The following is a 13,394-nucleotide window of genomic DNA, read 5'->3' as shown; positions in this document are numbered from 1 at the left end:
CATTGTCAAATGTTCTTCTCTCAAATAGAATAAGATTAACAAGTGAAGTTATTTATGATCAAATTCTGGACTCATGGTTCTTTCTGGACATATCTATCCGAAACCGTTTTCCATGCCGCCACAAACACCCCCCGGGAGGCCCCTATGCTACAGACCACTACCGCGCTGAAATCGCTGCTAAGCGACCCAACCCTATTGGAGACCCGCGCCTATATCGGTGGTGCTTTCACCGATGGCGAAGGTACTTTTGACGTTACCAACCCGGCCCGTGGCGATGTCATTGCCCAGGTGGCCGATGTCAGCCGCGCGCAGGTGGCTGGCGCCATTTCACAGGCCGATGTCGCGCAGAAAGAATGGGCCAAATGGACCGGCAAGGAACGCGCAAATGTGCTGCGCAAATGGTACGATCTGATGATGGCCAATCAGGAAGACCTGGCAGCTATCTTGACCGCAGAGATGGGCAAACCCCTGGCCGAGGCCCGTGGTGAGATCGCCTATGGCGCCTCCTTTATCGAGTTCTTCGCGGAAGAAGCAAAACGCATCTACGGTGAAACCATTCCCGGCCATCAGCGCGACAAACGCATCACCGTGCTGAAACAGCCCATTGGCGTTGCGGCTTCGATTACGCCCTGGAACTTCCCCAATGCAATGATCACCCGCAAGGCTGGCCCGGCGCTGGCCGCTGGCTGCGCCTTTGTCGCCCGCCCTGCCGAGCTCACACCGCTTTCCGCCACCGCCCTGGCGGTGCTGGCGGATCGTGCCGGCATCCCTGCTGGTGTCTTCAGCGTCGTACCCTCCTCCAATGCCTCGGAAATCGGCAAGGAGTTCTGCGACAATCACGCGGTGCGCAAACTGACCTTCACCGGCTCGACCGAAGTGGGCCGCATCCTGATGCGCCAGGCCGCCGATACGGTGATGAAATGCTCGATGGAGCTGGGCGGCAACGCGCCTTTCATCGTCTTTGATGACGCCGATCTGGATGCCGCCGTGGAAGGTGCCATCATGTGCAAATTCCGCAACAACGGCCAGACCTGCGTCTGCGCCAACCGGATCTATGTGCAGGCCGGGGTCTATGACGCCTTTGCCGCCAAGCTGAAAGACGCTGTTTCCAAAATGAAAGTTGGCGATGGCATGGAAGACGGCATCCTGTTCGGGCCGCTGATCAATGCCAAAGCCGTCACCAAGGTGCAGGATCACATTGCCGATGCCACCGCCAAAGGTGCGGAAGTTATCCTGGGCGGCAACCCATCCGAATTGGGTGGGACCTTTTTCCAGCCCACCATCGTGACCGGCGCCACCCGCGACATGGATTTTGCCACCGATGAGACCTTTGGTCCGCTGGCCCCCTTGTTCAAGTTCGAAAATGAGGACGAGGTGATCGAGATGGCCAATGACACCATCTTTGGCCTCGCGTCTTATTTCTACGCCAAAGATCTGAGCCGCGTTTACAAGGTCGCTGAAGCGCTGGAATATGGCATTGTCGGCGTCAACACCGGTATCATCTCTACCGAGGTCGCGCCTTTTGGCGGGGTCAAGCAATCTGGTCTGGGTCGCGAAGGCAGCCACCACGGCATCGAAGACTACTTGGAAATGAAATATATCTGCATGGCGGTATAACTGCGGCAGGCAGGCCTTTAGACCATCAACAATTTCTGGGCCCCGATGTCACATTGGGGCCCGGCTCAGGTTTCTACGATCTCCAGGCCTGAAGTATTGCCTGGATTACGACATCAGATCGGCATGGCCCTCAGACAAAAGCAACTGCATGACACCCGTAATGGCCTGTTCCCAAACATGGCCCTGCGCTGGTGTGAGATCATCGCCCAGCACATCCTGCAAAGCCGCCATTACCGCCTTCCCGGCGAGTTCAATCTCGCGCTGCCCAAGACGATAGCGTGCGTGGGTTTTGGCCAGGCTAATCCCGGTATGGGTCATACTCTGGTTGTTGGTCACGCCTTTGAGGCAATAGGTCAACATGGAGGCGAACATTTCCTTTTGCTTGGAAAAATCATTTCCAAACAGGTGTTCAACCTCGGGCAAAAGGTCAAAAAGATGGACATAGAAGCGTTCCGCCAGTTCAGCTTTTCTTGCGTAAATCGTTGAAAAACTGGACTGCATCTCTGCGATGTCCTTAGCTTCCATTCCGTTACCCCTTCACGACAAACCAATTGGTACTATTTATTTACACCTTTATTGGACAACTTAAGCAAGAGACAAAAATTTCCAAATCTAATTTTTTAGGAGACATGGGTAATTTTTGATCCTTCAGGAAAACTCTCCTCATACGCGCGAAATCGGTTCAAAGGTTTCCCTGACCGGCTCCCCCTAAGCCCTGGGCATGAACCACGGCCCGAACTAGATCACTGGCCTGCGCCAGGGCAACACGCTCGGCTTGCTCCACCGGTTCGCACCCAAACCGATGAGTCAGGTTTCCCCGCGCCGCTGGGAGCAAGCAGGTGGCCCCCAAAACCTCGATAGCAGCAGTGAGAGCCGCCGAAAAACCAGCCCCCTGCCACCGGGCTGTGGCCTGAAACAAGGCCACCAGAGGCTCGAGGAAATCCTGTAATGGGGGGCGGTCAGTACCGCCAACAGCAGCCTGCCCCGGTGCGTCAATCAAAACCCCAATCAGCAAAGCCGGTGCTGAGCGATGCGCCTGAAAATGGGCCGATAGGGCGACAAAGAACCTCTCAAGCTGGCGCTCGGCCTCCTCTGCCTCCTCCATTGCGGCAAAAAGCAGTTGCACCAGCTCCTGGGTCAACTGATCCAGGACCGCCCGGTAAAGCAGATCTTTGGACTTAAAGTGATGCAGCAATGCCTGCTTGGTGACACCCAGCTCCACAGATACCTGTGCCAGGCTGGTCCCCTGGTACCCACGTTCGGCGAAATGGCGCCTTGCAATGTCTATCAAATCGTTTTGAGTCTGCTTGGCAGATGACATGTCAGGCCTCCAATTGGTGCGGTGAAACCTAACAGGTCCTCGCAAAACTTACCATATGGTAAGCAACCTTACCTACCACTCGGTAAGCGCACTTGAAAGCGCCTGCAAACGCCCCACAAACAAAAACATAACCCCGAACCACATATGTGGTCCGGGGTTATGCTCACTCCATTCAGACTCCCTGGAGAAAGCCTATGAACAGAACGGAATTTGGATCTCAGGTATCAATTGATCGACTGGGCCTCGGCCTCAATCGCGGTCTGTCGCGGCTCGGTGGAGCTAATCTCAATCCGCCGTGGCTTTAGCGCCTCGGGCACTTCGCGGTGCAGATCAATGTGCAGCATGCCATCGGCATGGCTGGCGCCGGTAACACGGACATGGTCCGCCAGGGTAAAACGGCGTTCAAAGGCGCGGGTGGCGATACCACGGTGCAGAAAACTACGTCCTTCGGACTCATCCGCCTTGCGGGCAGAGATCACCAGGGCGTTTTCCTTCACTTCAACGGTCAGGTCTTCTTCGCTGAAACCAGCAACAGCAATCGAAATACGGTAGCTGTCCGCGGCGGTTTTTTCGATGTTATAAGGAGGGTAACTGGGCTGCCCAACATCATTGCTCAGGGCGCGGTCCATCAGATCAGCGATCTGGTCAAAACCAATAGTTGCACGGTTGAGTGGTGCAAAATCAAATCTACGCATGTTCTATCCTCGAGTATGAGCGACATTCATTTGCCCTCCCTGATGGGACGGGCAGTTGTCATCTGGGCCCCGGCATCCGGCGACCCTGACACAACATGAAATATGTACGCTGCACCCGATTACAAGAGCCGCTGCCAAGGCACCTTTGCACCGAGGTATTGCGCGATGTCTAACCGCCAGGCCGAACAAACTTCGCCCCACCTGAAGTGCGGGCACCACCGACCTGGACCCGCCCAACGCCTTCGGGCATGCGATTGCCAATGCGGGTACTGGTGAGCTGCGCCCGCAGGATCTGCAACTCCTCCGCCAAAGCCGCCCCCAGGGAGACCCGCTTTCCATCCACCTCGGCCTTGGCAGAAACCACCGAAACGATGCGCGGCTTGCCGCCATCAAAGGAAAACACCGGCGCGCCGGAGGAGCCAAAATCAACGTCGCAAGACATGATCAACACCCCCTCCTGTTTTGCCATCACCGCGCAGAGTTCCTGTATCGACGGTGCTTCGGAACGATCATGCGCATAAGAAACCACCCCCACATCCGCGCCTCGGCGCGGGCGGCTGTCCGTCTGAAACGGAATCACAGTGGTATTGCGGATTGGCCGCTGCAGCTGCAATAGGGCGATATCCCTGCGCACCCGATCGGTGGAGACCTCGCCATCAAAAATATAGTCAGGATGCACCACGGCCCGCGTCACTGTCCGATAGGCCGAGGCACGCCCATTGCGCCAGCCCGCCAGAAACTCGATTGTCTGCGGTTTGATGCGCGCACCACTGCGGGAATCATACAGGCAATGTGCCGCTGTCAGCACCAGATCCGGCGCGATCAGTGACCCGGTACAAAAGCCCTCGCCATTGACGTCCAACCGCCCCACAGCCTCCCAGCCACGGCCTGCATCTGAGGTCTCCATGCGTTGCAATCGGCTGTCCGCCGCCTCTGCCACCAAGGGAAAGAGCCCCATCAGGCCGAACACCCCGGCAAAGCCCTGTCCAATGAAACGCAAACTCAGCAAATCTGTCTCCTCACCTCACTGCTGACAGTGCTACCAGCAAGCTTCGGCAAAAATACGGCATAGCCGTTCGAAAGACAGCCCCAAAGGGAAATAAATACCGTCTCCCCCGCGGGTGTTGCAGGGGCGCAGGCCCTCAGCGCAGGATTGGCACCTCACTCCCGCGCTGGCTGCCGCCGATCATGGCGGCTGGTTTAGGCCCACCTGTCGCCCAATCCAGCAGCTCCACCGTATGCAGGATTGGCACCTCCGTTGCCGAACCGATCTGCATCATGCAACCGATATTGCCAGCCGCAATCAGGTCCGGAGATTTGGCTTCCAGGGTTTTCACCTTGCGCGCCTTCAGCTCACCGGAGATTTCCGGCTGCATCAGATTATAGGTGCCGGCCGAGCCACAACACAGGTGACTGTCGGCAGGCTCAACCACCTTGAACCCGGCGCGTTTCAGCAGGGTTTTGGGATGCGTTTTGATCTGTTGTCCATGCTGCAGGGAACAGGCCGCGTGATAGGCAACCGTCAGGTCTTTATCCGCCCCTTCAGGGAACTCCAACTGCATCAGCAATTCCGAGATATCCAGGCTGCGCTCGGAAATACGCGCGGCATCTGCGGCCAGCGGATCATTGCGGAACATATGACCGTAATCCTTGACCGTGGTGCCACAGCCCGAGGTGTTGATAACAATGGCATCCAGCCCCTTACCGTCAATCTCGGCACTCCAGGCGCGGATGTTCTTGGCGGCCGTCGCATGGCTTTCCTCTTCGCGCCCCATGTGATGGGTCAGCGCCCCGCAACAGCCGGCACCCTCGGCCACCACAACCTCGCAGCCCAATCGGGTGAGCAGACGAATGGTGGCATCATTGATATCGGTGTTCAGAGCCTTTTGCGCACAGCCCGTCATCAGCGCCACCCGCTTTTTCTGCGGTGCCTTTGGGGCAAAGCTTTGCGGATCATCGTTGCGACTAACCGGCGGGATCTGTTTTGGCGCCATCTCCAACATGGCCCGCAGCCGCGCATCCGGCACCAGGCCCTTGAAGGGGCGCGCGATCTTGGCCCCCAACAGCGCCAGGCGGAACCTCCCCGGATAGGGCAGAATACGCGCCAGAACCGCCCGCAGCAGCCGATCCGTCAGGGGGCGTTTGTAGTTCTGCTCGATATAGGCACGGGCATGATCCACCAGATGCATATAATGCACCCCAGATGGGCAGGTGCTCATGCAGGCCAGACAGCTGAGGCAACGATCCACATGTTTGACCGTCTTGGCATCGGGCTTGCGGTTGTTTTCCAGCATGTCCTTGATCAGGTAAACCCGGCCGCGCGGGCTGTCCAGCTCATCCCCCAACACCTGATAGGTGGGGCAGGTAGCGGTACAGAACCCGCAATGCACACAGGCACGCAAAATCTCGTTTGAGCGGGCAATGGCAGGATCGGCCAGCTGTTCTTTGGTGAATGTCGTCTGCATGATCTACCCCTTTTGCCCACTGGGCATCTGTCCAGCATTCATCAAGCCCGGGTTCAACAGGCCACGCGGATCAAACCTGCGCCGCAACCCATCCGAGATCGCCTCCAGCGGCTTTGCCTGTGGCTGGAACTGGCCCAGCGCCGCCCGTGTTGCTTGATCAGCCCGCACGAGGGTGGCATGGCCAGCAATCCCGGCCGCCGCCACCCTCGCCCGCAGATCCAAGCCTGCCGAGGTCAAGGCCCAAATCAACCCGCCACCCCAGTCAAACTGCAGCGCCTCAGCCTCCAGCACAGGCGCCAGAAGAGGCGCATCGCTTGGCTTTACCGAAATCCGCCAGACATCCCCTTCCCTTCCCTGAAAGGCAGAGACATCGCGGATCCCCGCCCAAAGGCCAGCTGCGTCATCTTGAAGTGCAACCAGGCCAAAACCCGCCAGTTCTGCTGTCAGCTTTTCCTGACGGTACTGGACCGAAGGCGCAAAACCTTCCAGGCGAATATGTACAAGTCCGGCAATCGGATCATAAGCCGCGCCGGTTACATCATAGGGGGATCCAAGCGCCGCTGACATCGCCCGCACAGCCGTCGGCAGATCTGCCACGGCAAGGCTGAGAGAGGCCACTGCCTCGGGGATGGGCAGAACTTTCAAAGAAACTTCGCTCATCACACCAAGCGTGCCATGCGCCCCCGCCATAAGCTTGACCAGATCGTAGCCGGTGACATTTTTCATCACCCGGCCACCGTTTTTCACACTCTGCCCGGCGCCATCAACAAAGCGCACCCCCAGCAGATAATCACGGGCTGCCCCGGCCTGAATACGGCGGGGCCCAGAGCTGTTGGTCGCAAATGCACCGCCAATTGTTGGCGCGCCCACAGTGCCCAAGAGACCTCTTGCATCCATCGGCTCAAAGGCCATGCGCTGCCCCTCGCTGGCCAGGAGCGCTTCAATCTCAGCCAAAGGCGTCCCCGCTTTGACAACCAGGGTCAGGGACCCCGGTTCATAGAGTTCAATGCCGCTCAGACCAGCGAGGCTCAAGGCAGCACCTTCGACACCACAGCCACGGGTGCCGCCGCCCTTGATACACAAAGGGGCACGCGCATTGGCGATCACCTCAGCCAGTTCAGCCTCATCCTGTGGAGTATACATTTTCATCTTTCCAAAAATATTCTGGGGGTTTGGGGGCAAAGCCCCCATCACGTGTTTGCCTCACTCAGCCGCCAGGGCTGGTGCACGGCGTGCTTCGGTTGCCGAGAGTGGAAAAACCTTTGCCGGATTCAGCAGCCATTTGGGATCAAAGACATCCTTGACCAAAAGCTGGGCCTCCAGATCCACCGGACTATACTGATGCAGCATCAGATCGCGTTTTTCGATGCCAACCCCGTGCTCTCCGGTTAGGCAGCCGCCCACCTCGACACAGAGCTTCAGGATCTCGGCACCAAGTTCCTCGCAGAGCTCCAGATCCCCCGGCTTATTGGCGTCGAACAGGATCAGCGGGTGCATATTTCCGTCACCGGCATGAAAGACATTGGCCACATCAAGCCCGTATTCTTTCGACAATTCCCCAATGCGCCGCAGCACCTGCGGCAGCGATCCAACCGGGATGGTCCCGTCCAGGCACATGTAGTCATTGATCTGTCCCATGGCGCCAAAGGCGGATTTGCGCCCCAACCAAATACGCGCCGCCTCATCCGAATCTGTGGCCTCACGCAGTTCTACCGGATTATGGGTGCGGGCGATCTCGACGATCAGCTCCAGCTGATGGGCAATTTCCGCGTCACTGCCCTCGACCTCAATAATCAGCAGCGCCTCACACATCGGATAGCCCGCTTTGGCAAAGGCCTCACAGGCCTCGATACAAGGCCGGTCCATAAATTCGATAGCAACGGGCAAAACGCCCGCCTTGATGATATCGCTGACACAAGCCCCCGCCACCTCATTGCTGTCATAGCCAATCAGTACCGGGCGCGCGCCTTCGGGCTTGCGCAGGATCCGCAGCGTGGCCTCTGTCACCACACCCAGCTGGCCCTCGCTGCCACAGATCACCCCGAGCAGATCAAGACCACCCGCATCCAGATGCGCGCCGCCAATTTCCACCACCGTGCCATCCATCATCACCAGGGTCACGCCCAGCAGGTTGTTGGTGGTCACCCCATATTTGAGGCAATGTGCCCCGCCTGAGTTCATTGCGATATTGCCGGCAATGGCACAGGCCAGCTGGCTCGACGGGTCAGGGGCGTAGAAGAACTCCTCCTCCTCAACCGCGCCAGAGACGCTGAGGTTGGTGCGCCCCGACTGCACCCGGATCACCCGGTTGTCATAATCGGCTTCCAGCACCTCATTCATCCGCGCAACGCCCAGGATCACACTATCCGCGGTGGGCAAGGCGCCCCCCGCCAGCGATGTGCCAGCACCGCGCGGCACCACCGGCACCCCCTCCTCATGACAGATCCGCAGAACATCGGAGACCTCCTGCGTGCTGCGCGGCAGCACAGCCAGCAGCGGCGGGCAACGATATGCCGCCAAGCCGTCACACTCATAGGCCCGCGTCTCCATTTCATCCTGAATCAGGGCATCGTCTGGCAATACAGCAGCCAGTCGCCGCGCCAGATGCGCCTTACGGGCCAGAATGGTGGAATCGGGGACGGGCATCTCCATGGGGCTCTCCTTTGGTGGCACGCTATTTGGTAAAGTAATATTACCAATTACCCCTCTCAAGCAAGGGGGAAGTTGTCGCGCCCCTTTGAAATAGCCCGCGAGACACGGCTTCGTGACTGTCATGACAGTACAAACAGGCTAGGGTTCTGGCATGAAAACACATGTGATGACGGCCATTTTCGGCCTGCTTACCCTGCCCGCTTTGGCCGATGAGCCACGAATCGAGGCTGCCTCTGCCACCCAGACAGGCACGACCTGGCGCTTTGACGTTACCCTCTCGCATCCGGATACCGGATGGGAGCATTACGCCGATGGCTGGCGGGTGCTGGATATGCAGGGCAATGAGCTGGGGCTGCGGGTTCTGGCCCACCCCCATGTTGAGGAACAGCCCTTCACCAGATCCCTGTCCGGCGTTGTGATCCCTCAAGGAACCCATCAGGTCCAAATTCAGGCGCGCTGCCTGGTCGATGGCTGGGCAGAGGGGCGCTTCACTGTAGATCTGAAGTGATCAGGCGGCGCTGCAACGGGTCAGACCAGTGCCCCACCCGTCTTGCAGCAAGGGCCATCTTGTGACACAGGTCAGCCACTCCGCGACTTCCTCCTCTGCTACAGGACACCCCTGCCATGACAGCCACAAAACGCGTCGTTCTTTCCAGCGATCACGCCGACATCCAGCTCCGCCAGACCATTGCGGAACATATTGCCAGCCAAGGCTTGGAGGTTCTGGACCTCGGCCCCACCACCTCCGAGAGCACGGATTACCCCAAGCACGGCCGCGAAGCCGCCGAGCGCGTGGCCTCAGGCGAGTATGATCTGGGCATTATTGTCTGCGGCACCGGCCAGGGCATCATGATGGCTGCCAATAAGGTCAAAGGCATCCGCTGCGGTGTCTGCGCTGATACGTTTTCGGCCCGGATGATCCGCCAGCATAACGATGCCAATATGCTGTCAATCGGCGCCCGCGTGGTCGGCAAAGGCCTGGCACTGGATATCGTCGATGCCTTCCTGTCGGCTGAATTCGAAGGCGGCCGCCATGCCACCCGCATGGAGATGATCGAACCCGCCGAAGGGTAACATCGCCCAGAGATCGGCACGCGCAGCTGGAGAACTCTAGCTGCGCGGCACTGGGTCTAGCTGCGATGATAGGGGCTGCCTGACAGAATGGTGGCCGCGCGGTAGATCTGCTCGGCCAGCATCAGCCGCACCATCATATGCGGCCAAACCATCTTGCCAAACGAGATTGAAAAATCCGCCTCGGCGCGCAGGCTGGGATCAATGCCATCGGCACCGCCGATCATCAGCGCCAGATCCTGCCGCCCGGAATCGCGCCAATGGCCCAGACGGGTGGCAAAATCAGGCGAGCTGAGCAGCTTGCCCCGTTCATCCAATGTACAGATCACTGCACCCTTGGGCAGGGCCTTGCGCAGCAGGGCTGCCTCAGCCCCCATGCCGGCGTTTTTCTTGTCTTCGACCTCAACAATGCGGGCCGGGCCAAGACCCAGGGCTCGTCCGGTACGGTCAAATCGGGTGAGATAATCATCGATGAGGGTCTTTTCAGGCCCAGCGCGCAGCCGCCCAACCGCGCAGATATGAATACGCATCGGAAAAGCCCCTCGCTGAGTATTGCCGCCTGAATCCGCTTGCCCGGTGAGGACAGAAAAGATGGCCCCAAACATGGCGCCATCCCGGTTGCGTCATTCCTGATTTAGGCGCCGTCCTGACCAGGGGTCATGCCGGGCTGCCAGAGCTTTTCGATCTGGTAGAATTCACGCACTTCCGGGCGGAACAGATGCACGATAACATCGCCGGTATCGATCAGGACCCAATCGCCGGTGTCACGACCTTCGACCTTGCTCAGGATGCCATATTCCTGCTTCAGGCGGTCGGTCAGCTTTTCCGCGATACCCGCCACCTGGCGGCTTGAGCGGCCGGTCGCGATGACCATGAAATCGGCAATAGCCGTCTTACCGCGCAGATCGATCTGCACGACATCTTCGGCCTTGTCTTCATCCAGAGAGCTCAGGATCCGCTCCAGCAATACCAGATTGGTTGGGCGGCTCTTGGCAGCGGTCTCGGCTGCCTCGCTATCAGCGGCATTGGCCGCTTGAGGTTCGGTCGACAGAACACTGTCCTCCATAAGGCGCGCCGACCCTCCCCCGGCGCTGGGGATATGCTAAAAATAGCAATTCCCGCGCCAGATTTCAATGAAAGCAGCTACGGGATTCGAATCATCGGCACTCCTTGCCTGATCTAAACCCTCACCGAAAGAGGGAAGGCGCCATATTTACAAGGATTCAAAGGAAAGATTGCCCAGTTTACAGTGATCTCCCCCAGCTGACCCTTGATCGCCCGCTCGCCCGCCTGTATCTGACGCCTATGACCCTCGTATTGGCCCAGACAATTGAGTTGCAAGATCGCGCCCGCCTGCGCGAGCGATTCTATGGTGCCGCCCGCACGGTCCTGGCGCGCCTATAAGGCCGCAGCCCAAGCCCTAAGCCAGCTACATACACCTGAAAATACGGGAGAGGACACATGTCCCCCAAAACGCTCTATGACAAAATCTGGGATGCGCATGTTGCGCATGAAGCAGAGGATGGCACCTGCCTTCTTTATATCGACCGTCACCTGGTCCACGAAGTGACCAGCCCGCAGGCCTTTGAAGGTCTGCGCTTGGCGGGCCGTTCGGTCCACGCACCGGACAAGACCATCGCGGTTCCGGATCACAACGTGCCCACCACTGCAGGTCGCGAAGACCCGGCACAGATGACGACCGAAAGCCGCATTCAGGTCGAAGCGCTCGACAAGAACGCCAAAGAGTTCGGCGTGCACTATTACCCCGTCTCTGACGTGCGTCAGGGCATCGTGCATATCGTCGGCCCCGAACAGGGCTGGACCCTGCCCGGAATGACCGTGGTTTGCGGTGATAGCCATACTGCCACCCATGGCGCCTTTGGCGCTCTGGCCCATGGCATTGGCACCTCCGAGGTCGAACACGTTCTGGCGACCCAGACCCTGATTCAGAAAAAATCCCTGAACATGAAGGTCGAGATCACCGGCAAGCTGAAGCCCGGCGTAACCGCCAAAGACATCACCCTGGCGGTGATCGGCGAGACCGGCACCGGCGGCGGCACCGGCTATGTCATCGAATATTGCGGCGAAGCCATCCGTGATTTGTCGATGGAAGGCCGTATGACCGTCTGCAACATGGCCATTGAGGGCGGCGCCCGCGCTGGCCTGATCGCCCCTGATGAAACCACCTATTCTTACGTCAACGGCCGCCCCCACGCCCCGAAAGGTGCACAGTGGGAAGCCGCGCTGAACTGGTGGAAAACGCTCTACACCGATGAGGGCGCCCATTTCGACAAAGTCGTCACTCTGAAGGGCGAAGACATCCAGCCGGTTGTCACCTGGGGCACCTCGCCCGAGGACGTCCTGCCGATCACCGGCGTGGTGCCAAACCCCGAAGATTTCACCGGTGGCAAGGTCGAAGCTGCCCGCCGCTCAATCGAGTACATGGGTCTGACACCGGGTCAGAAGCTGACCGATATCGAAATCGACACCGTGTTCATCGGCTCCTGCACCAATGGTCGAATCGAAGATTTCCGCGCCGTGGCCGAGGTGGTCAAAGGCAAGAAGATCAAGGACGGCATGCGCGCCATGATCGTTCCCGGCTCTGGCCTGGTCCGTGCCCAGGCTGAAGAAGAAGGCCTGGCAGATATCTTCCGCGAGGCTGGTTTTGAATGGCGCCTCGCAGGTTGCTCCATGTGTCTGGCGATGAACCCCGATCAGCTCTCTGAGGGCGAGCGCTGCGCCGCGACTTCGAACCGCAACTTTGAGGGGCGTCAGGGCTACAAAGGCCGCACCCATCTGGTGTCACCCGCCATGGCTGCCGCAGCTGCTCTCACCGGCAAGCTGACCGACATCCGTGATTTGATCTGAAGGAGCGAGACAAATGGAAAAGTTTGAAAAACTCACCGGCATCGCCGCACCTATGCCTTTGGTCAATATCGACACCGACATGATCATCCCCAAGGTGTTTCTGAAGTCGATTGCACGCACCGGCTTTGGCAAAAACCTGTTCGATGAGATGCGCTACAACCGCGACGGCACCGAAATCGCTGATTTTGTGCTGAACAAACCGCAGTATCGCAGCTCCGAGATCCTGGTGGCTGGTGACAACTTTGGCTGCGGCTCTTCGCGCGAGCATGCGCCCTGGGCGATTGCAGATTTTGGCATCAAATGTGTGGTTTCGACCAGCTTTGCCGATATCTTCTTCAACAACTGCTTCAAGAACGGCATCCTGCCAATCGTGCTGCCGCAAGAGCAGGTTGATCTGTTGATGAAGGACGCGGAAAAGGGCGAGAACGCCCGTATGACCGTGGATCTGGAAGCGCAGGAGATCACCACTTCTGATGGTGAAGTGATCTCCTTCGAGGTTGATGCCTTCAAAAAGCAATGCCTGCTGGAAGGCTTGGATGACATCGGCCAGACCCTGCAAAAGCAAAGTTCGGTCGACAGCTATGAAACCAAGATGGCGCAAGAACGCCCCTGGGTCTAAGGCGCTAATCTCTGGCTCTGGCGCCCTGCTGCGCTTCACCAGATAACTAAAAGTCAAAGCCGCTCCACTGGGGCGGCTTTGTCATT

General features: G+C 58.6%; 14 protein-coding genes. 5 read left to right on the top strand and 9 right to left on the bottom strand.

The annotated features are described in order from the left end of the window. Positions 1 to 144: 144 nt before the first annotated feature. Complete coding sequence (locus ED661_RS17855) at positions 145 to 1,617, top strand: NAD-dependent succinate-semialdehyde dehydrogenase (protein WP_122075898.1); 1,473 nt, start codon at positions 145 to 147, stop codon at positions 1,615 to 1,617. 105 nt (positions 1,618 to 1,722) lie between these two features. Here the strand turns inward: ED661_RS17855 and ED661_RS17850 are convergent, their stop codons facing one another. From ED661_RS17850 to ED661_RS17820, 7 genes are all read right to left on the bottom strand, one after another. After that, positions 1,723 to 2,142, bottom strand: a complete 420-nt coding sequence (locus ED661_RS17850; protein WP_122075644.1) for a globin domain-containing protein — start codon at positions 2,140 to 2,142, stop codon at positions 1,723 to 1,725. A gap of 157 nt (positions 2,143 to 2,299) precedes the next feature. Further along, positions 2,300 to 2,938: a TetR/AcrR family transcriptional regulator gene (locus ED661_RS17845; protein ID WP_122075643.1), complete on the bottom strand. Its 639-nt coding sequence runs from the start codon at positions 2,936 to 2,938 to the stop codon at positions 2,300 to 2,302. A gap of 224 nt (positions 2,939 to 3,162) precedes the next feature. Next, the gene (locus tag ED661_RS17840; RefSeq protein WP_122075641.1) at positions 3,163 to 3,633 is read right to left on the bottom strand and encodes an Hsp20 family protein; all 471 of its coding nucleotides are present in this window, start codon (positions 3,631 to 3,633) and stop codon (positions 3,163 to 3,165) included. A gap of 169 nt (positions 3,634 to 3,802) precedes the next feature. Next, positions 3,803 to 4,591, bottom strand: coding sequence for a serine protease (locus tag ED661_RS17835; protein WP_122075896.1), 789 nt, complete (start codon positions 4,589 to 4,591; stop codon positions 3,803 to 3,805). 184 nt (positions 4,592 to 4,775) lie between these two features. Next, the gene (gene glcF / locus ED661_RS17830) at positions 4,776 to 6,098 is read right to left on the bottom strand and encodes a glycolate oxidase subunit GlcF (protein WP_122075639.1); all 1,323 of its coding nucleotides are present in this window, start codon (positions 6,096 to 6,098) and stop codon (positions 4,776 to 4,778) included. A gap of 3 nt (positions 6,099 to 6,101) precedes the next feature. Further along, positions 6,102 to 7,241, bottom strand: coding sequence for an FAD-binding protein (locus ED661_RS17825; RefSeq protein ID WP_162930175.1), 1,140 nt, complete (start codon positions 7,239 to 7,241; stop codon positions 6,102 to 6,104). A 60-nt stretch (positions 7,242 to 7,301) separates the two neighbouring features. Beyond that, entirely contained in the window at positions 7,302 to 8,750 is a 1,449-nt protein-coding gene (locus ED661_RS17820; protein ID WP_122075636.1) for an FAD-linked oxidase C-terminal domain-containing protein, read from the bottom strand. A 151-nt stretch (positions 8,751 to 8,901) separates the two neighbouring features. Here ED661_RS17820 and ED661_RS17815 point away from each other — a divergent pair, with 151 nt between their 5' ends. Beyond that, the gene (locus ED661_RS17815; protein ID WP_122075634.1) at positions 8,902 to 9,258 is read left to right on the top strand and encodes a hypothetical protein; all 357 of its coding nucleotides are present in this window, start codon (positions 8,902 to 8,904) and stop codon (positions 9,256 to 9,258) included. A gap of 116 nt (positions 9,259 to 9,374) precedes the next feature. Further along, on the top strand, positions 9,375 to 9,824 hold the full coding sequence (gene rpiB / locus ED661_RS17810; RefSeq protein ID WP_122075632.1) for a ribose 5-phosphate isomerase B: 450 nt from the start codon (positions 9,375 to 9,377) through the stop codon (positions 9,822 to 9,824). Between the two features lie 56 nt (positions 9,825 to 9,880). Here the strand turns inward: rpiB and rlmH are convergent, their stop codons facing one another. Continuing rightward, the gene (gene rlmH / locus ED661_RS17805) at positions 9,881 to 10,351 is read right to left on the bottom strand and encodes a 23S rRNA (pseudouridine(1915)-N(3))-methyltransferase RlmH (RefSeq protein WP_122075894.1); all 471 of its coding nucleotides are present in this window, start codon (positions 10,349 to 10,351) and stop codon (positions 9,881 to 9,883) included. 104 nt (positions 10,352 to 10,455) lie between these two features. Further along, a complete protein-coding gene (rsfS, locus tag ED661_RS17800; RefSeq protein WP_174214197.1) occupies positions 10,456 to 10,887 on the bottom strand; it encodes a ribosome silencing factor in 432 nt (143 codons plus the stop codon). Positions 10,888 to 11,282: 395 nt separating this feature from the next. Here rsfS and leuC point away from each other — a divergent pair, with 395 nt between their 5' ends. After that, a complete protein-coding gene (gene leuC, locus ED661_RS17790; RefSeq protein WP_122075630.1) occupies positions 11,283 to 12,689 on the top strand; it encodes a 3-isopropylmalate dehydratase large subunit in 1,407 nt (468 codons plus the stop codon). A 13-nt stretch (positions 12,690 to 12,702) separates the two neighbouring features. Beyond that, entirely contained in the window at positions 12,703 to 13,308 is a 606-nt protein-coding gene (leuD, locus tag ED661_RS17785) for a 3-isopropylmalate dehydratase small subunit (RefSeq protein ID WP_122075629.1), read from the top strand. Positions 13,309 to 13,394 lie beyond the last annotated feature (86 nt).

Source organism: Pseudophaeobacter sp. EL27 (genome assembly GCF_900313025.1).
Taxonomy (GTDB): domain Bacteria; phylum Pseudomonadota; class Alphaproteobacteria; order Rhodobacterales; family Rhodobacteraceae; genus Pseudophaeobacter.
The sequence above is the reverse complement of the archived record's forward strand: the minus strand, read 5'-3'. Positions and strand labels throughout refer to the sequence as shown.